This window comes from Amycolatopsis sp. WAC 01376, from assembly GCF_003947415.1.
Taxonomy (GTDB): Bacteria; Actinomycetota; Actinomycetes; order Mycobacteriales; family Pseudonocardiaceae; genus Amycolatopsis.
Genome location: NZ_QHKL01000001.1, coordinates 677,868 through 699,242, shown reverse-complemented (window position 1 = coordinate 699,242; position 21,375 = coordinate 677,868). Strand labels below are relative to the sequence as shown.

Here is a 21,375-nt window from a genome sequence, read left to right as displayed (position 1 = left end):
GGCGGATCCAGCCCGCCCGAACTACGCCGATCGGCGTCTATACACTTCGCCGGGTCCCCACGCAATGGGAGAGGTATGTCTGAGCACGAACCCGTGGTCCTCGGTCAGCCGACCGTCGGCGACGAAGAACTCGCCGCCGTGGCGGAGGTCTTCCGGTCCGGCTGGCTGGCCGGTGCCGGCCCCGCTTGCCGCCGCTTCGAAGAACGCTTCGCGAAGACCGTCGGCACCGCGCACGCCCTGACCACCAGCAACTGTGGCTCGGCACTTTTCCTCGGGCTGCGTGTGCTCGGCGTGAAGCCGGGCGACGAGGTCATCGTCGGCGACTACACCTTCCCCGCCACCGGCCACGCCGTGCTCCAGGCGGGCGCGACTCCGGTGTTCGCCGACATCCGCCCCGACGTGTGGAGCGCCGACCCGGCGTCGATCGAAGCGCTGATCACGCCGCGCACGGTCGGCATCCTCGCCGTCGACGTCGCCGGTCAGCCCGGTGACTTCGACGAATACCGCGCGATCGCCGACAAGCACGGCCTGTGGCTCTTCGAGGACGCCGCCTGCGCCGCGGGCGCGACCTACAAGACCCGTCCGGCGGGCAGCCTCGCCGATCTGGCCGCGTTCTCCTTCCACGGCCGCAAGGGCATCACCGCCGGCGAGGGCGGCGCGCTGGTCTCGGACCGCGAAGACCTCATCGCACACGCGCGCAAGCTGCACACCTACGGCATCGAGCCCGCCATCACCCGCGAGGGTTCCGGCGCCTTGCCGATCCCGGAGTTCCACGAGCTTGGCTACAACTTCCGGCTCTCGGACGTGCAGGCCGCGATCATGAACGTCCAGCTGGACCGCCTCCCGGACCTGCTCTCGGCCCGCCGTTCGGTGGCCAAGCGCTACCACGAGGCGTTCGAGAACCTGCCCGGTCTCGACGTCCCGGTGGAACTCCCGGACCGCGAGCACCCGTGGCAGGCCTACATCCTCACCGTGGCCCCGGAGATCGACCGCGACGCGCTAGCGCTCCGGATCCGCGAGCAGGGCGTGCAGTGCAACTTCGGCACCTACGCCTCGCACCTCCAGCCCATCTACGGCAAGCAGCAGACCTTGCCGGTATCGGCGGACCTCTTCGGCCGTCATCTCGCCATCCCGATGCACGCCAACCTCACCGATGCCCAGGTCGACCGGGTCATCGGGACCGTCAGCGCCGCACTGCCGAGCTAGGAGAGAAATGCCCGACAAGAAGGTCCTCTTCACCGGGGGCGGCGGTTTCATCGCCGCACACGTCATCCCGATGCTGATCGACGGCGGCTACACCGTCCGCGTCTTCGACAACATGACCCGCGGCGACCGCGCCCGGATCAACGAGTTCGTCGCCACCGGCAAGGTCGAGCTGGTCGAGAAGGACGTGCGCTACGGCGGCGCCGTGCGCGAGGCCATGCGCGGTTGCACGCACGTGATCCACTTCGCCACCGTGTCGATCAACAAGTCGGTCGCGGACCCGCACGAGTCCATCGACATCAACATGGTCGGCAACCACAACGTCTTCGCCGCCGCGGCGGACGAGGGTGTCGAGCGGGTCGTGTTCGCCTCGACCGCGTCCGTCTACGGCGACCCGAAGCGGCTGCCGATGCACGAGGACGACGAGCTCAAGCCGCTCACGCCGTACTGCATCTCGAAGCGCGCGGGCGAGGACATGCTCGGCTTCTACGAGCGCACCAAGGGTCTGTCCTGGAACGCGCTGCGGTTCTTCAACGTGTACGGCCCGGGCCAGAAGATCGAGGCCTACTACACGTCGGTGATCAACCACTTCATCCAGCGCCTGCGCGCCGGCCAGCCGCCGATCATCGACGGCCGCGGCGACCAGTCGATGGACTTCGTGCACGTCACCGACCTGGCCCGCGCCGTCGTCGCGGCGCTCGAGTCGGAGCAGGCGAACGTGCCGATCAACATCGGCACCGGCATCGACACCTCCATCGCGACACTGGCGAAGATCCTCATCGACGCCGTCGGCGTCAACGTCGAGCCGCTGTTCAACGAGCGCGACGTGCTGGTTTCGCGGCGTGCCGCCGACATCACGCGTGCCCGCGAGGTACTCGGCTGGGAGCCGAAGATCTCTGTGGAAGAGGGCATGTACGAACTGGTGAAGGCTTCGGAGTGAGTGCCGGGCCAGGGGAAAGCCGCCCCATGCGTATCGCAGTGGTGAACAACTTCTTCCCGCCGAGGGTGGGCGGAAGCGCGCACATGGCGGCGTCCCTGGCCGAGCAGTACGCGGCGCGCGGGCACGAGGTGCTCGCGATCACCGCGGCCTACGCCGACGCCCCGGCCGACGAGACGAAGGACGGCTACCGCGTCGTCCGCCTGCCCGCGGTGAAGATGCCGCAGCTGGGCCTGTCGATCGACTTCGACATGAGCTTCGCCTCGCTGCGGCCGGGGAACTGGCGGCGGCTGCGGAAGCTTCTGGACGAGTTCGAACCGGACGCGATCCACCTGCACGGGCAGTTCTTCGACCTGTCGTGGCTGGCAGGCCGGTACGCGCGGCGGCACAAGCTGCCGATGCTGCTGACCATCCACACCCTGCTGATCAGCGACAACAAGCTGTACGGCGGCGTGTTCCGGTTCCTGGACACCGTGCTGGTGAACCCGATCCTGCGCTACCTCAAGCCGCGCTACGTCATCCTCGACAAGCTCGGGGTCGACTACTGCGTCGAGCGCTACGGCACCAGCGACGCGAACTCGGACTACTTCCCGATCGCCGTCGACACCGGGAACTTCGAGAAGCCCTTGACGAAGGACGTGCGCGCCGAGCACGACTTGGGCGACGGCCCGCTGATCGTCTCGCTCGGGCACGTGATCCCGCTGCGCAACCGGCTCCCGCTCGTCGAGGCGCTTCCGTCCATTTTGGACAAGCACCCCGGCGTGAAGGTGGTCGTCGTCGGGCGCGTCTATCACGACGTTTTCCTGAAGCGGGCGGAAGAACTCGGCGTCGCGGACGCCATCATCGTCACCGGCGCCGTGCCGAAGGCCGACGTCCCCGCGTACTTCGCCGCCGCCGACATCGTCACGCACGACCTCAACGGCGGCTGCGGCACCGCGTCGCTGGAGGCGATGCTCTCGGGCACCGCGACCATCGCGTCGGTCACCGAGGACAACTACCCCGGCATCGAACTGCGCAACGGCGAGAACATCCTGCTGGTGCGGCCGGACGACAGCGAGGCGGTGGCGGAAACCGTCATCGAACTGCTCGACGACCCGGAGAAGCGGGCTTTGGTGGCACAGCGGGAAAGCGCGATGGTGCGGGCCAACTTCGGCCTCGACGTCGTCGCCGAAGAACACCTGCGTACCTTCGAGAAACTGGTGACCGAGGCCGATGTTCTTCGATGACGAGCGCAGCAACCGGCTGCGCCCGCAGATCCTGACCGAACTCGTCTCGCAGTACATGAACGACGCCGAGCGCGCTCGGTTCTACGGTCTGCCGGAGTCGACGCGGGTCCGCGAACGCGTCAAGATCATCAGCCCGGAGAACCTGAAGATCGGCGAACACTGCTGGATCGGCGAAGGCGCCGCTCTCGACGCGAGCGGCGGGCTGGAGATCGGCGAACACACCAGCATCGGCCTGAACACGCTGATCTTCACGCATTCCAGCTGGCTCGCGAACATGACGCTGCAGAACCACTCCGGCAGCGACCTCATCGAACGCAAACCGGTGAAGATCGGCAAAGGCTGCTTCATCGGTGGCCTCGTGGTGATCATGGCAGGTGTCACGATCGGCGATTTCGCCACCGTGCAGCCGAATTCCGTGGTCGCCAAGGACGTCCCGCCGCGCACCCTGGTCGCCGGAAACCCGGCGCGGGTGTTCCAGAAGTACGACGACGAGTACATCCAGTCCGAAGTGGAGCGTGTGCGCGGCGAGAACGCGCGGCGGCGCGCGCTGGCCGAGGAACGCGGCGACGCGACGGGGTCCTGGGGCGCCCCGGCAGGCGACTTCACGGAGTAGGTCACGTTCGCCTGCGAATCCGCAAGAACACGATCCTCCACCACTGTGACGAGTGATGAATTCCAGCTCGGTCCGCAGTACGTTCGGTGCCGATGACTCAGGTGACACTCGACGACTGGGCCGCCATGCCCCTGAACCGGGCCGAAGTGGCCGGTGGTGTCCTGGTCGCTGCGCCGTTCCTGGACACCCGGCACCAACTGGCGGTCACGCGGCTCGCGTACTGGCTGGACGAGCGACTCACTGGGTTGACCGCTGTTCCCGCGGTCGAATTGTTGCTCGCCGAGGAACCGTTGACCATCCGTGTTCCCGACGTTCTCGTCTCCAGTTCGACCCAGCTGAATGTCCGCAGGGTCTCGCCGTCGGATGTGCGGCTCGTCATCGAGGTGCTGTCCGAGGGCACCGTCCGCACCGACCGGGTCACCAAGTTCTCCGAATACGCCGAAGTGGGCATCGAGCACTACTGGATCGTCGACCTCGAAGACCCGGCGAGCATGACCACCTACCGCCTGATCGACGGCGAGTACGAGAACTTCGGCGAGCACACCGGCAAGGTGAGCCTCGACTTCGACGGCACCCCGCTCACCCTCGACCTCGACGCACTGACCACCCGCCACGCGCAGCGCCCCTGACCGCCCTCGTGAGTGGTAAGGACGGTCAGCGTCGCTGGCATTTGCCAACCTACGTCGGACCAGTCTGGAGCCTGACGATGTAGGAATTGGGGCGTTCAGTGTCCTAATTCCTACATCGTCGCCAAGCTGCTCCGGTTCCGGCCTCGATCAACGTCAACGTCCCCGATCTTCCGTTGATCAAGCTCAGGCCGGTAAGAGGGGAGGATTTGGGACGTTGAACGTCCCAAACCCTCCCCTCTCGCCTTCATCACCGTTCCGGTGGTACCCACTCACGAGACGGGAACCACCGCATCCTCGAGTCCGACTACTAGGCTCGACGGGGAGTTCCCCCGGTGAGAAGGGTGTCAGATGAGGTTCAAGCGGTTCGGCGCGTCGTTGCTGGTCACCGGGTTGGCCCTGCTGGGCGCCGCGGCCCCGGCGATGGCCCATTCGGAGCTGAAGAGCAGTGATCCGGCGAGGGGCGCTTCGCTGGCGACGCCGCCGACGCAGGTCAAGCTGACCTTCTCGGGTCCGGTCACCCTCGCCGACAACCCGATCCAGATCACCGGACCGGAGAACGCGTCCTGGACGGTCGGCCGGGCGGAGGTCGCGGACACCGTCGTCACCGCGCCGGTCCAGGCCGTCGGGCCCGCGGGTGAGTACACCCTCCGCTACAAGGTGACCTTCGACGACTCGCACGCCGCGAGCGGCTCGGTGAAGTTCAACCTCAGCGCCCCGGCCGCCGCCCCGAGCAGCAGCCAGGCCCCGTCGAGCAGCCAAGCCCAAGCCCCCGCGAGCAGTGCCACTCCCGCGCCGCAGGCCGACGAGACCACTCCGGAAGGCCTGGTGCCGACCTGGGTGTGGATCGTCCTCGCGGTCGCCGTGGTGCTCGCCGGTCTCGTCGTGGCGCTCCGGTTCACTCGTCGGAAGGACTGAGCCTTCACGGAACGGGAGCGGTCGAGGCAACCTTTCGAGTGGTCAACCGTCGAACGGAGATGAGGACCAGGGTGGCTCGCGGCGATGACGAGTTCGTCGAGTTCGTGCGGAACTCGGCGACCCGTCTTCAGCATGCGGCCTTTCTGCTCACCAGCGACCGCCATCAGGCCGAGGACGCCGCCCAGACGGCGCTCGCGAAGACGTACGCCGCCTGGTCGCGGGTACGCCGCAAAGACGCGTACGCCTACGCGCGGCAGGTCCTCGTCAATCACATCATCGACGGCTGGCGGCGCCCGATCCGCGAGAACGCCACGGAGGACATCCCCGAGCAGCCGAGCGGCCTGGACGTCGCCGGCGCCGTTGTCCAGCGGAAATGGCTGCTTGACGCGTTGCGTACGCTCACAGACCGGGAGAGAGCCGTCGTGGTGCTCAGGCACTTCTTCGACTTGAAGGAATCCGATGTGGCCGGCGAACTGGGTGTCTCGATCGGCACCGTGAAGAGCACCAATTCCCGCGCCCTGACCAAGCTGCGGATCACCGCGGAGGACGGAACGGAACTGATCGGGGGGCTGGGACGATGACCGACCTCGAGACGCTGCGCTCGGCTCTGCGGGAACCGCCCGCCGAGGAGTTCGCCGAACCCGACCTCGGCGCGATCATGACCAAGGGCAGGCGGATCCGCCGTCGCCGCCGTCTCGCGACCGGCGCGGGCGGGGTCGCCGCCACGCTGGTGACGGTGCTGGTCATCGTCGGCGCGGTCGCGCTCAAGGGCTCCTCGTCCGACCAGCAGCCGCTTCCGCCCGCTGCGAGCGCGCCCGCGCCGTCGCCGTCGGCATCGGTACCCGCCCCGACGATCACCGAGGCCCCGTCGGCTCAGCCTTTCGGCGAGGCAGTCCCGCTCGGGGTCAAGGGAGAAGGCGGCCGTGAGCTGGTGCTCTACGCCTTCGCAATCGACGAGCCGCAGATGCCGGACGTCGCGTTCGGCCTCCAGGTCGCGTACCGGAACCAGACGGGCGAGTACGACGCGCTCCTGGCCAGCAACGAGTTCAAGGGATCCGATCGCTCGTTCGGCTTCCACGCGGTGGACGGCGGCGACGTGATCCAGGGGACGTTCGTGCCCGTGTTCGGCTACTTCGCCGGTCCGGCGGCGCGGATCACCAGCACCGTCCGAGGGAAACCGGTCGAGGCCAAGGCGATCCCCTGGAGCGAGGACCCGTCGATCGTCCTCTTCTGGTTCGACGGCGCCCAGGTGGAGTCGGCGGGAGTGCTGACCCCCCTCGTCGCCTACGACGCGAAGGGCCAGCGCCTCACCAAATAACGCATTTAGTCCTCTGGATGCGGTCGTTGCGTGGGCAACTACCGCATCCAGAGGACTAAATGCGAGAGGTCAGGCCGCGGCCTGCGTCAGCACCTGGTCGACGACGGCGTGCGAAGGCAGGATCAGGTCCCGCTCGGTGTCGGCGTCGATCTTGCCTTCGAGCAGGTCGACGAACCGGTCCAGCTGGGTCGCGAGGGGCTCGCGCGCGGTGACCAGTTCCGGGATCTCGATGACCGTCTGCTGCCGGTAACCGAGGCCGTCCTCGGTGACCGAGTCGTGCGAGACGTGCCGGTAGATGGTGACGTCGCGGCGGAGCAGATCGATCTCGATCATGCGGTCCAGTTCGGACACCCAAAGCGAGCGGACCTTGCGCTGGCCGAGGCGCGACGCGGAGACCGTGGCGAGCCCGGACTCGAACGACAGCACCGTCTCGATGGTGTCTTCGGCGCCTTCGACCGAGTTCGGGTGGAAGTAGCCGGCACCGGAGGCGACCCGCTGCGGGGTCGCGCCGCCGAAGAATTGGATCGCCAGGTCGACGTCGTGCACCAGCAGGTCCCACGCGACACCGGTCTTGATACGCGGCGCGTACGGGCCGTGGCGGCGGGCCATCAGGTGGATCGGCTCGTTGACCAGCGCCCGCGCGGTCATCACGGCCGGGTTGTAGCGCTCCAGGAGCCCGCACATCAGCGGGACGTCCTTCTTCGCCGAAAGCCCGACGATCTCCTGGGAGAACTCGAAGCTGTTGCACACCGGCTTCTCGACCAGCATCGGCTTGCCCTGGCCCAGGATCTCCTGCGCCAGCTCGTAATGCGCCTCGGTCGCCGAAGCGAGCACGACGGCGTCCACATCGGACAGAGAGCCGATTTCGGGCGTCCACTGGGTTTCGTAGCGTTCGGCGACCTTGCGGCCCGCCTCTTCGCGCGGGTCGATCACGCGGACGAGGTCCACGCGCTCGTTCGCGGCGAGGACACGGGCGTGCAGCGAACCCATGTTCCCGGTGCCGATGAGGGCGATCTTGTGCGTGGTCATGCGCCGAGTACCTCGCGAACCGTTTCGATGATGGTGTCCAGGTCGGACTCGGAAAGGTGCGGGTGCACCGGCAGGGAAAGCGCCTGCGCGGCGACGGAAGCGGCCACCGGGAAGTCCTCGACCTTCGCGTCGGGGATCAGCGGGTTGCCCCGGTAGCAGTCGTAGTCGAAGACGATCTTCGGGTAGTAGATCCCGTTGCCGATACCGCGCTCGGTGAGGGCGGCGGCGAGTTCGTCACGCGAGAGGAAGGCGTGCGGGCCGACCAGCACGGTGTACTGGTGCCACACGTGCTCGCGGCCCGGCAGGACCTGCGGGAGGTCGAGGCCCGGGGTGCCGGCGAGGCCGTCGGTGAGGCGCTTCGCGTTGGCCTGGCGCGCGGCGGTGAGCTGGTCGAGCTTCTCCAGCTGCGGGATGCCGACGGCGGCGTGCAGATCGGTCATCCGGTAGTTGTGCCCGGCGACCTCGTACTGGTAGCGGGCGCGCATGCCCTGGTTGCGCAGCACACGCAACGCGTCGGCCAGCTTGTCGTCGTCCGTGGTGATCACGCCGCCCTCGGCGGTGGTGACGTTCTTGGTGGCGTACAAGGAGAAGCAGCCGATCCCGAAGGAGCCGGACGGCTTGCCCTGGAACGACGCGCCGACGGCCTGCGCGGAGTCCTCGATGACCTTGAGACCGTGCTCGGCGGCCAGCGGCGCGAGCTTGCCCATGTCCGCGGTCTGCCCGTAGAGGTGCACGGGCATCAGGACCTTGGTGCGGTCGGTGATCGCGGCGGCGACGGCGTCCGGGTCGATCGCGAAGTCGTCGCGCCGGATGTCGGCGAAGCGGACGGTCGCGCCGGCTTCCAGGATCGCGTTCAGCGTCGCCACGAAGGTGAACGGCGAGGTGACGACCTCGTCGCCCGGCTGAAGGTCGAGCGCCTGGATGGCGGCGACCAGCGCGGTGGTGCCGTTGTTGACGGCGATCGCGTGCTTCGTGCCGGAAACGCTCGCGAACGCGTCCTCGAAGCGCTTGACCATCGGTCCCTGTGCGATGGCGCCGGATCGCAGCACCTCGACGACGAGGTCCTCCGCGTCACGGACGTCGACCACGGTAATGGGGATCATCTGCAAGTCTCTCTCGACTGGGCGTTCTGGTGCGTCCGGTACAGTGAGCCGCCGGTTCTGCGCCCGGCCGCCCTCTCTGGCGCGGGCCACACGTTACCGGGACCGCCGAAGCGCCCAATACCCCAGGCTGCCTCCAGCCACAACGAACGGAACTCACGTGGTGAACCGCATCCACCCGACAGCAGTCATCGGCGAGGGTGTCGAGCTCGGTGAAGACAACGTCATCGGACCGTTCACGGTCATCGTGGGCCCCACACGCATCGGGGACGGCAACTGGATCGGCCCGCACGTGACCATCGGGACCCCTGGCGAGGATCGCGGCCGCGAGCACCCCGCCGCCTGGGAATCCGCGCCGAACGGTGATCCCGATCACGACGGTCACGGCGTCGTCATCGGCAGCCGCAACCGGATCCGCGAATACGTGAGCGTCCACCAGGGCACCTGGCGCACCACCACCATCGGCGACGGCGGCTACTTCCTCCGCGGCTCCCACATCGCCCACGACTGCATCGTCGAAGACGCCGTCACGGTCGCTTCGAACGTCATCACCGGCGGCCACTGCCACATCTGGTCCGGGGCGAACCTGGGCATGGGCGCGATCCTGCACCAGCGGGTCGTCGTCGGCCCCGGCGCGATGGTCGGGATGAGCTCCGCGGTCCGCAAGGAGGTGGGCGCGTTCACCATCGCCGTGGGCAACCCCGCTCGGGTGACCGGCGTCAACACCGTGGGCCTGTCTCGCCGAGGCCTGGACGAGGCGGCCATCGAGGCGCTGGGACCGTGGCTGAAGGGTAAGGCCGGTCTCCCTGAGGACGGGCTGGCCGACCGGCTGCCCGGCGACCTCTCTACCTTGGTGAAGGCGTGGGACGCCCGTCCGCGCGAGTGACACTAGGAGTCTGAAGATGGCGGAAGCCGCCGGCAAGCTGCGTGAGGTCTTCGTCGAGGCGCTGGACCTCGATGGCGACGTCGACGTCGAAAACCTGAAGTACCGCGACATCGAGGCCTGGGACTCGGTCGGTCACATGGCGCTCGTCGCGGCCATCGAGGACGAGTTCGATGTGGAGTTCGACACCGACCAGGTGATCGACATGTCCAGCTTCAAGGTCGCCTTGGACATGGTGACCGAGCTGAGCAAATGATTCCTCGCCGGGAAGAAGTACCTCGAAAAGAGTCCAAGTGATGCTGGACGGAAAGGTCGCCCTGGTCACCGGCGGAACCCGGGGCATCGGGCTGCACACCGCGCGGGCGCTCGCCGAGGCGGGCGCCACCGTCGTCCTGACCGGCCGCGACGAGTCGAAGGCCAAGGAAGCGGCGGCCGCGGCGGGGGCCGCGAGCGGGCTCGCCCTGGACGTCACCGACGCCAAGGCCGTGTCGACGCTGGTCCGCGGCGTGGCCAAGGAGCACGGCAAGCTCGACATCGTGGTCGCCAACGCCGGGATCATGGAGGACGCGCTCCTCGGCATGATCCGCGAGGAACTGGTCGACACCACGCTGAGCACGAACGTCGCCGGCACGCTGCACACCGTCCAGGCCGCGGCCAGGGCGATGATGCGCAAGAAGACCGGCTCGATCGTGGTGCTGGCTTCGATCGTCGGCGAGCACGGAAGCGCCGGTCAGACGGTGTACGCGGCCTCGAAGGCGGCGGTGGCGAACATCGCGCGTTCGGCCGCGAAGGAGCTCGGCAGGTCCGGGATCCGGGTCAACGCGGTGGCGCCCGGCGTCATCGACACCGACCTGACCTCGGGTCTCACCGAAGACGCCAAGGCCGAGAACATCGGCAAGACCCCGCTCGGGCGGCTCGGCACGCCCGAAGACGTGGCGAACGCGATCCGGTTCCTCGTCAGTGATGACGCCTCGTTCATCACCGGGCAGGTGCTGGGTATCGATGGAGGATTAGTTCTGTAATGAGGGCGCGACGTGCGGCTGCCTGCGGCTGGCCGAAGGCCCCGCTATCGGGGTGGCAGGGCAGCCGGTCGGTTGATCCGGCGGGTGAACGCGTGACCGCCCTGCCGGACCGATCGCGGTCGGAAATCGGTCGGAGGAATGAACTGTGACCCTTTTGGGTGTGGGCGCACGACTGATCGACGTCACGAGCGGCAAGACGCTCGCGGGCGAGGAACTCGACGCCGAGGTCACCCGCGTGGGGGCCGCGTTGTCGGAGCTGCCGCCGGGCGCGCTGTTCGCGCGGATGTCGGTGGACCTCGAAAGCGTGCTGAACTACCTTGGCGCGTTCGAGGCCGGCCGCGCGATCGCGCTGATCGACCCGGCGCTGGACGCCGACGTGCTGGCGGAGCTCATCGAGCGGTTCCGTCCGGCCGCCGTGCTGTCCGCGCCGGACGCGCCCGCACCCGAGGGTTACGACGTTTCCGACGGGCACTGGGTCCGGAAGTCCACCGAGGGCGTCGAGCCGCATCCCCACTTGGCGGTTCTGCTCCCGACCAGCGGTTCCACCGGCAACCCGAAGCTGGTCCGGCTTTCTCGCGGCGCGATGCTCGCGAACGCCGACGCGATCGCCGAGGTGCTCGGCATCGACCGCGACGAGGTCGCGCCGACCAGTCTCCCCCTGCACTACAGCTACGGCCTGTCCGTGCTGAACTCGCATCTCGTCCGCGGCGCGACCGTGGTCATCGAGCCCTCGGGCGTGCTCGGACGCGGGTTCTGGGACGCGGTCAACGAGCACAAGGTCACCTCGCTCGCCGGGGTCCCGTACCACTACGAGATGTTGCGGCGCCTCAAATTCGACCCGGCGAAGTACCCGACGCTGCGCACCCTGACCCAGGCGGGCGGCAAGCTCCGCGACGAGCTCGTCGCCCAGTTCAACGACAAGATCCGCGAGGTCGGCGGGCGGATGTTCGTGATGTACGGGCAGACCGAGGCCGCGCCGCGGATGACCACCGTCCCGGCGGAACGGCTCGCGGAGAAGCTCGGCTCGGCCGGGCCCGCGCTGCCCGGCGGTGAGTTCGCGATCCGGCGCGAGGACGGTTCCGAGACCACGCATCCGAAGATCGTCGGCGAGGTCGTCTACCGCGGGCCCAACGTGATGATGGGCTACGCCGAGGACGAGGCCGGGCTGGCCGCGGGCGACGAGTACGGCGGAGTGCTGGCCACTGGCGACCTCGGCTACCTCGACGAGGACGGGTTCCTCTACATCACCGGACGCCTCAAGCGGATCGGCAAGGTCTTCGGCAACCGGGTCAGCCTGGATGATCTCGAGCACGCCGTGCGTTCCGCTTCGGTGGGGATCGACGTCGTGGCCGCCGTCCCGGCCGGGGACAAGGTCGTCCTGTTCGCCGAGGGCGCCGACAAGGACATCTGCAAGGACGCGTCGAAGGCGTTGTCCGAGCGGCTGCACCTGCACACCAGCGGGTTCGACGTCCGCCCCATCGACACCGTGCCGCTGCTGGCCAGCGGCAAGATCGACTACCGGTCGCTGGAGGCCCAGGTATGAGCGTCTTTACGTTGTCTCAGGCCGAGCGTGAGAAGCATCTGCTTCCGCAGCTCGCCGAGCTGACCGCGCACCACCGCGAGAACTCCGAAGGGTACGAACGCATCCTCTCGTCACTCGGCATCGCGCGGGACGCGGAGTTCGCCTCCATCGCGGACCTGCCGTGGCTGCCGGTGCGGATGTTCAAGACGCACGACCTGCGCAGCATCCCCGAGTCCGAGATCTTCAAGACGCTGACGTCTTCGGGCACCACCGGCGCGGGCGCGTCCCGGATCTACCTGGACAAGGCTGCGGCCGGCGCGCAGACCAAGCAGCTCGGCGCCACCCTGCAGGAGGTCCTCGGTGGCGAGCGGCTGCCGATGCTGATGGTCGACACCATCGGCATCATCAAGAACCGCCGCTCGTTCTCCGCGCGCGGCGCGGGCGTGCTGGGCATGGCCAACTTCGGCCGCAAGCACACCTACGTGCTCGACGAGAACGACCAGCCGGACGTCGAGGCGGTCAAGACCTTCCTCGCGACCTACGGCGACAAGCCGTTCCTCATCTTCGGCTTCACCTTCATGGTGTGGCAGTACCTGTACGAGGTCGCGCGCGAGCACAAGCTGGATCTGTCCAACGGGATCCTGATCCACTCCGGCGGCTGGAAGAAGCTGATCGACCGCGCGGTCGACAACACCGAGTTCCGCCGTCGGTTCAAAGAGGACACCGGGCTCACCCGGATCCACAACTACTACGGGATGATCGAGCAGATCGGCACCGTGTTCCTCGAAGGACCGTCCGGGAACTCGTTGTACTGCCCCGATTTCGCGGACGTCGTGATCCGGAACCCGGAGACCTGGGAAGAGCAGCCGGTCGGCGAGCCCGGCGTGATCGAGGTCGTCAGCACGCTGCCGCACTCGTACCCTGGCCACGTCCTGCTCACCGAAGACCTCGGTGTCTACAACGGAATCGACGACGGCGACTGGCCTGGCAAGCACTTCTCGGTCATGGGCAGGCTGCCCAAGGCCGAGGCCCGCGGCTGCTCGGACACCTTCCAGGGAGCGGCGGCATGACTCTCAATCAGCGTTTCCCGCTCTCGGACCCGATCGAGGTCTCCTCGCTGGTCGAAGAGCTGCGTGCCGAACCCGTCGGCGGGCGGCTTCGCGTCGGTGACCCGCGCGTCGTCGAGTTCCTGACGAAGTTCGCGCGCAAGCTGCTCGCGCCCGCGACCGCGCGCCGGTTCCCGGAACTGGCGTCGCTCGGTTTCTTCCTGCGCAAGGGAGAGATCGCCAAGGCTCTGTCCACTTTGGAGACTTCTGGTGACGCGCTGCGCTTCCCGCGCGGGCTCGTCTTCCACGTGCCGCCCGCCAACGTCGACACGATCTTCGTGTACTCGTGGGCGCTTTCCGCGCTGGCGGGTAACCACAACGTCGTCCGCGTGTCGTCGCGTTCGGCCGGCGCCGCCGAAACGGTGCTGGAAGCGCTGAACGCCGCACTGTCCGAAGTGGACGCCGACACCGCCGCCGCGATCACCGCGACGCAGCGGATGGTCACCTACGACCGCAGTGACGCGATCAGCGGCGCCCTGTCGGTCGCCGCGGATCTGCGGGTCATCTGGGGAGGCGACGCCTCGGTCGCGGCCCTGCGCAAGTACCCGCTGGCGCCGCACGCGCGCGACCTGACCTTCCCGGACCGGTCTTCGTTCGCGGTCGCGTCGGTGCGCGGCTGGCAGAACGCCTCCGAAGCCGAGCGCCGCGGCGCGGCCGAGGGCTTCTACAACGACTCGTACTGGTTCGACCAGGCCGCCTGTTCGTCGCCGCGCGCGGTGTTCTGGGTCGGCGACGAAGCGGGCGCCCGCGAAGCCGGACAGGAATTCCGGAAGCTGCTCGCCGAGGTGCTGGCGACGAAACAGCACGTCACCGAGCCCGCGATGGCCGTACAGAAGCGGGTTTCCGCGTATGGCGCGGCGGTCGACGGGCTCGTCAACGGCATCGAGTTCCAGGGCAACGGCCTTGCGACGCTCGAACTGACCGACCCCGCGATCCTCCCGCGCGAATGGCTCGGCGCGGGAACTTTCGCCAACGCGCGGGTCGACACGCTTTCCGACCTCGTCCCGATCGTGCTCCGCAAAGATCAAACCGTCGGTCAATTCGGCTTCACCAAAGAAGAATTGACGGAATTCGTGACGGAATTGGCGGGTCGCGGCGTCGACCGTGTCGTTCCTTTCGGATCGGCCCTGACGTTCTCCGCGATTTGGGACGGCTACGATCTGCTGACCGAGTTCAGCCGCCTGGTGACCGTACAGGCCTGACCTGCGGCGACAGAGGTTTCAGCAGAGGAGGTTCAGTGACGACAGTCGAAACGCCCGAAGAGGAGTCTTCGGTTGCGGTAAAGCAGCCGAAATCCACCAAGGCGAAGATCCTCGACGTCGTCCGCTGGGTCGCGATCCTGCTGGTCGTCGGATTCGCGGCGAAGACCCTGGTCACCAATTGGGGTGAATTCTGGCGCACGCTGTCCGAGGTCGCCTGGGAATCCTCCACGTTGAGCCTGCTCGCGCTCATCGCCGCGATCATGGTGTCGACCTACGGCTGGCAGGTCATGGTCGACGATCTCGGCAAGCCGATCGGCTACGCCCGCGGCGCGCAGATCTGCCTCGTCGGCTCGCTCGGCAAATACGTGCCTGGTTCGGTGTGGGCGTACCTGCTGCAGATGGAACTGGGCCGCAAGGCCGGGCTCGCCAGGGCGCGGATCTTCACCGGCTCGCTGATCCAGCTCGGCGTCGGCGTGGTGTCGGCGCTGGTCGTCTCGCTGCTCGCGGCCCCCGCGGTGTTCAGCAACAGCCCGCGGGCGCTGTGGCTGTTCGTGCTGATCCCGGTCGGCCTGGCGATGCTGCATCCTCGCGTGTTGACCTGGGGCACGTCGCTGGTGCTGCGGATCCTGCGCCGTCCGCCGCTGGACCACCGGCTGAGCTGGTCGGTCGTCGGGAAGGTCTTCGGCTCGTCGACGGCGGCGTGGGCGCTCCAGGGCGTGCACCTGTGGCTGCTGGCGAACTCCGTCGGCACACCCGGCTTCAGCGGTTTCGTGCTGTGCGTCGGCGCGATGGCCGTCGCGATGACCGTCGGGACGTTCGCGTTCATCCTGCCCAGCGGGGTCGGCGTCCGCGAGGTCGCGCAGGTCGCCGTGCTCACCGCGTCGGGTCTCACCGTCGTCCAGGCGACGGCTTTCGCCATCGCTTCGCGGGTCATGTTCACCGTCGCCGACCTGATCACCGCCGGCGCCGCCGCCCTCTCCGCCCGCCTCGTAACCCCCCGCAATTAGTCGACTGATTGCGGGGCTGCGCATTCAGAGGACGAAACGCGCGAGGGTTTCCCGCGCCGGTACCCAAGCCCGGTCGAATTCCGCTCGCGTGATCTCGACGACCTGGTCGGTGTCCTCCCAGTCTCGGACGTCGCCCTCGGCCAGTACGCCGTAGCGATTTTCGTAGGCGGTCATGTCCGCGAGCGTGCCGTGGTCACGGAGGTGCATGACCTCATCAAGAGTCGCGGCCGACACCGGGAGGCGAAGCTCGCCTTGAAGGATCACCTGCCGTCGAGCCCAGCCGTCTTCGTCGATCTCCAGGAAGGTCACAGTGTCGTCGTCGGCCCAGAAATAGCGGATCCACTGCGTCACGGACACAGCATGCACTGAGACGCCAAGACCTCCGCGATTAGTCACCTACTTGCGGGGGTTCAGCCGGTAGACGACGGCGTCGGAGTTGCGGTACACCTCGGTCAGGAAGTTCAGCCCGTCCAGATCGCGTAGCCCGGCCTGACGCGGGGCGCCGGTCGGGTAGCCGTACTGCCCGAGGATCACCCAGCGCACGTTCAGCCGCGCCACCGCCGCCCGCACCTGGGCGTTCGACGGGTACTCGCGGAAGTGCCATTCCAGCAGCCGCGCGTCCGACGGTGCCAGCGTCTCGTCGAAATGCCCGGAAGTCGTGCGGACGCCGGAGAGCGCGTAGGTCCACACCGTCCCGTCCAGCCGGTCGTTCACCGCGCGCTCGCCGGGTTTCGCGAACTCGGCGAGCTTCTCCATCGCGACGACCTCGTCCGGGCTCACCGGCAGTTTGTGCGGGTCGACTCCGGGCGTGTTCGCGTAGCCGGGCGCGACCTTTTCCGCGTTGGACGGCGCGTAGAAACCGTTGCTCAGGAAGGCGAATCCGCCGAAGACCACCACCGCGACGACGAACGCGGGCACCTTCCGGTGTGCCACGTTGTCCCGCAGCCATGCCTGCGACTCGGCGAGGCCGTGCGCCGCGATGATCGACAGCGGGATCGCCGCCATCGACATGAACCGGTACGGGTCGTTCCACCACGGCCGCGACAGTGCCAGCACGAGAGGGTGTTCCGAAGACGTCACCGCGATGTAGGCGAGCCCGGTGAGCAACGCCGTCACGCCGATCCAGCGCAGCGCGCCCGCGCGCGAGAAGAAGATGAAGCCCAGGAACAACGCGACCGAAAGCCAGATCTGCGGGTGGGGTTCGTAGTGCTGGAACCCCAGCAGAGCGCCGAGCGCCGTCGTCGCCCGCCATTCGACCGGCCAGCTGCGGTAGGGCACGTCGCCGCTCGCGAGCCCGATCGCGCCGAACAGTTGCAGCCACGCCACGACGACCGCGACGGCACCGACGATCGCCAGCGCGCGCAGGTCCCGGCCGATCCGCCGCCACCGTTCACCGGGCGCGAGCCAGCGTTGCAGCAGCAGCGGACCGGCGAACAGGATCGCGCCGAACAACGCGGACGAGTGCACGCACAGCAGTCCGACGGCGCTCACCAGCAGCACGAAGCCGGTGTCGGGTGCAGGCCGGTCGAGATACCGCTTCACCGCGACGGCGGCCAGCGGGGTCAACGCGAGGCCGAGCAGGAACGGGAGCAAAGGTCCCCTGCTCATCGATTCGTACAGGCCCATCACCGGCGCGATGGAGACGAGGGCGACGGCGCCCGCGAACACCGCGCGCCCCCGGAACACGCGCACCATCGTGACCAGCGACAACGCCAGCAACGCCGGCAGCAGCGCGGTGTTCGCGTCGAGGGTCAGCGGGATGGTCGCCGGGCTGAGCAGGTACACGACGGACGCGAGCAGGTGGTACGCGTTGGGGTAGAACACCGGCGCCGCGTCGCCGTACCAGTTGACCTCGCCGGTGCCGAACAGGCTCCCGTCCCCGGTCTCGGCGATCTGCCGGACGCCGTTCGCGTGGTACACGGCGTCGAACCCCTGCGGGATGGCGTCCAGTCTGCCCATCCCGCGCACCACCGCGTACATCCCGACGGCGGCCGCGAGCAGCACGCACGCCGCGACGGCGAAGTGCCCTGCCCGTCCCCACAGCGGTTCCTCCGGCGCGGGCGGCCATTTGCGCAGGGTGAGTCGTCGCAGGCCGTACGCGACTCCGGCGAACAAGGCCGTCGCCACCGCGTACGTCACCGGGGTGAACGGGAGTCCCAGCGCGGCCGCCCACGGTCCGGCGAGACCACCGATCGCGTAGCTCAGCAACGGCGTCATTCCCGCGAGCACCCAGCCGCGCAGGCCGGCGGCGAGGCCGGTGAGCAGGCCGGGGAGGCCGATGACGAGCAGCGCGACGATCACTGTGAGGACGTCGGCCGACAGGGCGGTGTGGGTGGGCACGGGCTTCCTCGGGGGTGGGGAATCCGCACAGAACCCCCGGGGTGCGGAACGGAATGGGAAGTCAGATTAACGACCGAGGGCCGTTACCCGAAGGAGTCACATCCCGACGGGGAAAACGGCGGAACGTTGCCTACTTTGTGCACACTTGCTGGACCGTTCGTGTCAATTGACTGCGCCGAAAGAAACACAGGGGCGCGGTGATCGATACTTGACCGTAGTCTTTTGTCAGGGGAGTGGCTCGGCCCGGGAGGGTGGGGATCAGGTGGTGATCGCGCTCGTCGTCGCCTGGTTCGTGGTCGCGCTCGTCGTCATGGTGGCTTGGCCCAAGATCGGCATCGACCGCGGCTGGCGTGCCGCCGCGCTGACGCTCACCCTCGTTTTCTCGCTGCTGCATCAGCTGGTGTTCTCGACCATCGCGGAAGACGCCTACATCACCTTCCGGTACGCCGAGCACATCGCCGACGGCAATGGCCCGGTGTTCAACACCGGCGAGCGGATCGAGGGTTACGCGAATTTCCTCTGGATGATCCTCATCGCGTTGCCGAAGGCGGCTTTCGGGGCCGATATCGAGACCTCCGCGAGAGTGCTCAGCAGCCTCTCCGCCCTCGGCGCCGTCCTGCTCGCGTACGTGACGGTGAACCGGGTGGTCGCGAGGGCCGTCGGCGAGCCGCGGCCCGCCTATGGAGTGGCCGCCGCCGTGCTCGTCGCGGGCGCGGGAGGCCTTGCCGCGTACGGCGGATCCGGCACCGAGACGCCGTTGTTCGTACTGCTCGTGTTCGGCGTTTTCGCCTCGCTCGCGGCCCGGCGTCCGGTGGTCGCGGGGGTGCTCGTCGCGTTCGCGATGATGACGCGCCCGGCCGGGCTCCTGCTCGCGGTCGTGGTCGGGATCTGGCTGGTCATCGCCGCTTTCCGCGGCCGCTACACCTGGTGGTCGCCGGCGGGCTGGCTGCTCGGCGGGCTGGTCTTCGTCGTGCCGTGGACGGCGTGGCGGGTCACCTACTACGACCACGTCCTGCCGACCTCGGTCCTCATCCCCTTCGACATCGATGTCGGCGGCCGAATCGACTACGGCTGGCAGTACCTGTCGGGCTTCTCGGTGGCCCACCAGGGGTTCCTGCTGCTCGGCCTGATCGCGGCGGTGGCACTGCTCCTGCGCCGCACCGGGAAGACGCCACACGAGGCCGAGGCCAGGTCGCTGGCCTGGCTCATGCTCGTCACAGCCGTCGCGCTCACCGCTTTCGTGGTGTTCTTCGGCGGCGACGCCGCGCCGGCCTGGCGGCTGCTGGCGCCGATCCCGCCGCTGCTGTCGGTGGCGGCGGTGTCGGTCTACGGCGTGCTCACCGCGGCCGCGAAACCGACACCCCGCCCGCGGCTGCCGGTCCAGCGGCTGATGCCCGCCGCCGCGGTGGCGTTGTCCGGGCTCGCGGTGCTGGTCTCGGTGTTCAGCCCGGAAATGCTCGCCCGCGTGCGTGCCTGGCACGACCACGGCGCGCAGATGGAGGAGATCGGCCGCTGGCTCGACGGCTATCTGCCGCCCGGTTCGGTGGTGAGCACGTCCGCGCCCGGTGTCCTGTCGTACCACGCCGGGACGCAACTGCAGATCGTCGGCGTCCGTGGTCAAGCCGAGGAAGCTGGCGAGGCCGTCGTCTCGCGGCGGCATCCGACGATCGCCGTCATCACCGACAGCGGCTACTCGGCGAAGCAGTCGTGCGTGATCGACCCGGCGTACGCGGCGAGGTACCGCGTCGCGACCTTCGCGCGTGAAGGAACCTCGTCGTGGCTGACCGTGTTCCTGCGGGCCGACGTCGAGCGGTCGGTCAGATCGGCCCTCGACCGGTCACCCGATTTCCGCCACGTACCGTGCCCTTCGTGAGTGTCGACGAACGCGTTTCCCCTAGCCGACCAGCAGCGCTCGAAGCATCGTCGCGTCTGTTCGGCCTCTTCGTGTTCGCCGCCGCGCTCACCGTGCTGCTGGTTCGTTTCCTCGTGCCGCGGCCGGTCGGGATGGCCGACAACGGCGACGGCTTCCGCGTGCTGTGCGGCGCGGGCATCCCGTGGAAGGGCAAGCCGGAGGGGTTCGTCCACCTCGCCTACACGGTCCCGGCCGGCGAATGTGACGCCACCTATCTCCTGACCCAGAGCTGGTTCGCGCGAATCGCGCGGTCGATCGGCGGCGTGCTCGGCCTCGAATCGACGCTGAGCCTGGTCGTTCTCGGCGTGCTCACCAGCGTCCTCGCCGCCGCGGCGGTCGCGCTGATCGTCGTCGGGCTGCCGTACTCGCGCCGCGTCCGCGGTTTCGCGGCCGTGGGGCTGCTGCTGGTCGTCGCGGACTCCGCGTTCTTCGGTTACTTCGCCTCTGTGCTCGGCGAAGGTGCGGCGTTCCTCGGTCTTCTGCTCGCCGTCGGCGGCTTGCTGGTGGCCGCGAGGCCCGGCTGGTGGCGTTACGCGGGCCTCGCCGTGCTGCTGTTCGGCGGCGTGATCGCGGTCAACGCCAAGGTCCAGACGCTGATGATCCTGCCGTTGCTCGCGCTCGCCGCACTGCTCGTCCGCCCGGCGGGTGTCCGCGGCCTGAAGCGCTGGCTTCCCGTGGTGTTCGTCATCGGCGCGCTCGCCGGAGGCACGGCCTACGCGCAGCAGACCGTCGAACCGGCGAAGCTGCCCGACGGCTCTCTCGCCGCGAGGCCGGGCGACGATTCGCGTGAGATCAACATGTTCAACACGATCTTCCTGACCATTGTGGACGGTCGGCACGACACCCAAGCCGACCTAGCCGCGCTGGGGCTGCCCGCCTCGTTCGGCCAGTACGCGGGCAACGGCTGGTGGCATCCGAAGCCCGCGACGCTGGATCCCGAGTACCCGAAGTACCGCGAACAGATCAGCAGGCGCAACGTCGTCGAGTACTTCGCGACACATCCCTTGCGCACCACGGAAATCCTGAATCGCGCGGCGGGCGACCTGCTCACCGCGCGGCCGCCCTACCTCGGCAGCTTCGACCGGTCGGCGGGCTTCGCCCCGGAAACGCAGGAATATCGCGTCCCGGTCGTTTCGACCGTGACGAAACTGCTGTCGCCACTGGGTTTCTTCGCCTTGCTACCGATATGGGCGCTGATCGCGTGGCGCGGCTGGAAGACGCGGCGCGAGGCGCTGGGCGTCACGCTGGGATTCCTGCTCGCGGTCGCCGTCGGGCAGTTCGCGCTGGCCGCGCTGGGCGACGGCTTGGAGAACGTCAAGCACCAGGTGATCGCGTTGTTCTGCACGGTGCTCGGCGTCGCCCTGGCGCTGGTGACCTTCGCGCGGCGAGACCGCTCTGAGTGATGTGACCT

21 protein-coding genes are annotated in these 21,375 nt (G+C 68.3%); 17 read left to right on the top strand and 4 right to left on the bottom strand.

What is annotated here, in order from left to right; translation table 11 throughout:
• Window positions 1–75: 75 nt before the first annotated feature.
• From DMH03_RS03345 to DMH03_RS03310, 8 genes are all read left to right on the top strand, one after another.
• Window positions 76–1,206, top strand: coding sequence for a DegT/DnrJ/EryC1/StrS aminotransferase family protein (locus DMH03_RS03345; RefSeq protein WP_125790516.1), 1,131 nt, complete (start codon window positions 76–78; stop codon window positions 1,204–1,206).
• Between the two features lie 7 nt (window positions 1,207–1,213).
• The gene (locus tag DMH03_RS03340) at window positions 1,214–2,143 is read left to right on the top strand and encodes an NAD-dependent epimerase/dehydratase family protein (RefSeq protein ID WP_125790515.1); all 930 of its coding nucleotides are present in this window, start codon (window positions 1,214–1,216) and stop codon (window positions 2,141–2,143) included.
• A 26-nt stretch (window positions 2,144–2,169) separates the two neighbouring features.
• Window positions 2,170–3,366 (top strand): glycosyltransferase family 4 protein, encoded by a 1,197-nt coding sequence (locus DMH03_RS03335; RefSeq protein ID WP_125790514.1) that lies wholly within the window; start codon window positions 2,170–2,172, stop codon window positions 3,364–3,366.
• Complete coding sequence (locus tag DMH03_RS03330) at window positions 3,353–3,979, top strand: DapH/DapD/GlmU-related protein (protein WP_125790513.1); 627 nt, start codon at window positions 3,353–3,355, stop codon at window positions 3,977–3,979. Before DMH03_RS03335 ends, DMH03_RS03330 begins: the two co-directional genes overlap by 14 nt.
• A gap of 92 nt (window positions 3,980–4,071) precedes the next feature.
• Window positions 4,072–4,608 carry a Uma2 family endonuclease gene (locus DMH03_RS03325; protein WP_125790512.1) on the top strand — a complete coding sequence of 179 codons (537 nt, stop codon included), beginning with the start codon at window positions 4,072–4,074 and terminating at the stop codon, window positions 4,606–4,608.
• Between the two features lie 348 nt (window positions 4,609–4,956).
• A complete protein-coding gene (locus DMH03_RS03320) occupies window positions 4,957–5,523 on the top strand; it encodes a copper resistance CopC family protein (RefSeq protein ID WP_125790511.1) in 567 nt (188 codons plus the stop codon).
• Window positions 5,524–5,594: 71 nt separating this feature from the next.
• Window positions 5,595–6,104 carry a SigE family RNA polymerase sigma factor gene (locus DMH03_RS03315; RefSeq protein ID WP_125790510.1) on the top strand — a complete coding sequence of 170 codons (510 nt, stop codon included), beginning with the start codon at window positions 5,595–5,597 and terminating at the stop codon, window positions 6,102–6,104.
• Window positions 6,101–6,841, top strand: coding sequence for a hypothetical protein (locus tag DMH03_RS03310; RefSeq protein WP_125790509.1), 741 nt, complete (start codon window positions 6,101–6,103; stop codon window positions 6,839–6,841). The genes DMH03_RS03315 and DMH03_RS03310 overlap by 4 nt, the downstream gene beginning before the upstream one ends.
• Before the next feature lie 69 nt (window positions 6,842–6,910).
• Here DMH03_RS03310 and DMH03_RS03305 read toward each other — a convergent pair whose 3' ends face one another.
• Window positions 6,911–7,870, bottom strand: a complete 960-nt coding sequence (locus DMH03_RS03305) for a Gfo/Idh/MocA family protein (RefSeq protein ID WP_125780548.1) — start codon at window positions 7,868–7,870, stop codon at window positions 6,911–6,913.
• The gene (locus tag DMH03_RS03300) at window positions 7,867–8,973 is read right to left on the bottom strand and encodes a DegT/DnrJ/EryC1/StrS aminotransferase family protein (RefSeq protein ID WP_125790508.1); all 1,107 of its coding nucleotides are present in this window, start codon (window positions 8,971–8,973) and stop codon (window positions 7,867–7,869) included. The genes DMH03_RS03305 and DMH03_RS03300 overlap by 4 nt, the downstream gene beginning before the upstream one ends.
• A 157-nt stretch (window positions 8,974–9,130) precedes the next feature.
• Between DMH03_RS03300 and DMH03_RS03295 the strand changes: the two genes are divergently transcribed.
• From DMH03_RS03295 to DMH03_RS03265, 7 genes are all read left to right on the top strand, one after another.
• Window positions 9,131–9,856, top strand: a complete 726-nt coding sequence (locus DMH03_RS03295; RefSeq protein ID WP_125780552.1) for a UDP-N-acetylglucosamine acyltransferase — start codon at window positions 9,131–9,133, stop codon at window positions 9,854–9,856.
• A gap of 16 nt (window positions 9,857–9,872) precedes the next feature.
• The gene (locus DMH03_RS03290; RefSeq protein ID WP_125790507.1) at window positions 9,873–10,109 is read left to right on the top strand and encodes an acyl carrier protein; all 237 of its coding nucleotides are present in this window, start codon (window positions 9,873–9,875) and stop codon (window positions 10,107–10,109) included.
• 40 nt (window positions 10,110–10,149) lie between these two features.
• Window positions 10,150–10,875: an SDR family NAD(P)-dependent oxidoreductase gene (locus DMH03_RS03285; RefSeq protein ID WP_199748751.1), complete on the top strand. Its 726-nt coding sequence runs from the start codon at window positions 10,150–10,152 to the stop codon at window positions 10,873–10,875.
• A gap of 145 nt (window positions 10,876–11,020) precedes the next feature.
• The gene (locus DMH03_RS03280; protein ID WP_125790505.1) at window positions 11,021–12,418 is read left to right on the top strand and encodes an AMP-binding protein; all 1,398 of its coding nucleotides are present in this window, start codon (window positions 11,021–11,023) and stop codon (window positions 12,416–12,418) included.
• Entirely contained in the window at window positions 12,415–13,467 is a 1,053-nt protein-coding gene (locus DMH03_RS03275) for an acyl-protein synthetase (protein WP_125790504.1), read from the top strand. The genes DMH03_RS03280 and DMH03_RS03275 overlap by 4 nt, the downstream gene beginning before the upstream one ends.
• Window positions 13,464–14,705 (top strand): acyl-CoA reductase, encoded by a 1,242-nt coding sequence (locus DMH03_RS03270; RefSeq protein ID WP_125790503.1) that lies wholly within the window; start codon window positions 13,464–13,466, stop codon window positions 14,703–14,705. Before DMH03_RS03275 ends, DMH03_RS03270 begins: the two co-directional genes overlap by 4 nt.
• Window positions 14,706–14,740: 35 nt before the next feature.
• The gene (locus DMH03_RS03265) at window positions 14,741–15,712 is read left to right on the top strand and encodes a lysylphosphatidylglycerol synthase transmembrane domain-containing protein (protein ID WP_125790502.1); all 972 of its coding nucleotides are present in this window, start codon (window positions 14,741–14,743) and stop codon (window positions 15,710–15,712) included.
• Between the two features lie 24 nt (window positions 15,713–15,736).
• Here DMH03_RS03265 and DMH03_RS03260 read toward each other — a convergent pair whose 3' ends face one another.
• Together DMH03_RS03260 and DMH03_RS03255 are read right to left on the bottom strand one after the other, a co-directional pair.
• Window positions 15,737–16,063 carry a hypothetical protein gene (locus DMH03_RS03260; RefSeq protein WP_125790501.1) on the bottom strand — a complete coding sequence of 109 codons (327 nt, stop codon included), beginning with the start codon at window positions 16,061–16,063 and terminating at the stop codon, window positions 15,737–15,739.
• A 45-nt stretch (window positions 16,064–16,108) separates the two neighbouring features.
• Entirely contained in the window at window positions 16,109–18,052 is a 1,944-nt protein-coding gene (locus DMH03_RS03255) for a DUF6541 family protein (RefSeq protein ID WP_125790500.1), read from the bottom strand.
• A gap of 262 nt (window positions 18,053–18,314) precedes the next feature.
• Between DMH03_RS03255 and DMH03_RS03250 the strand changes: the two genes are divergently transcribed.
• Both DMH03_RS03250 and DMH03_RS03245 read left to right on the top strand, forming a co-directional pair.
• Window positions 18,315–19,925: a hypothetical protein gene (locus DMH03_RS03250; RefSeq protein ID WP_125790499.1), complete on the top strand. Its 1,611-nt coding sequence runs from the start codon at window positions 18,315–18,317 to the stop codon at window positions 19,923–19,925.
• Window positions 19,922–21,367, top strand: coding sequence for a hypothetical protein (locus DMH03_RS03245; protein ID WP_125790498.1), 1,446 nt, complete (start codon window positions 19,922–19,924; stop codon window positions 21,365–21,367). The genes DMH03_RS03250 and DMH03_RS03245 overlap by 4 nt, the downstream gene beginning before the upstream one ends.
• Window positions 21,368–21,375: the final 8 nt, after the last annotated feature.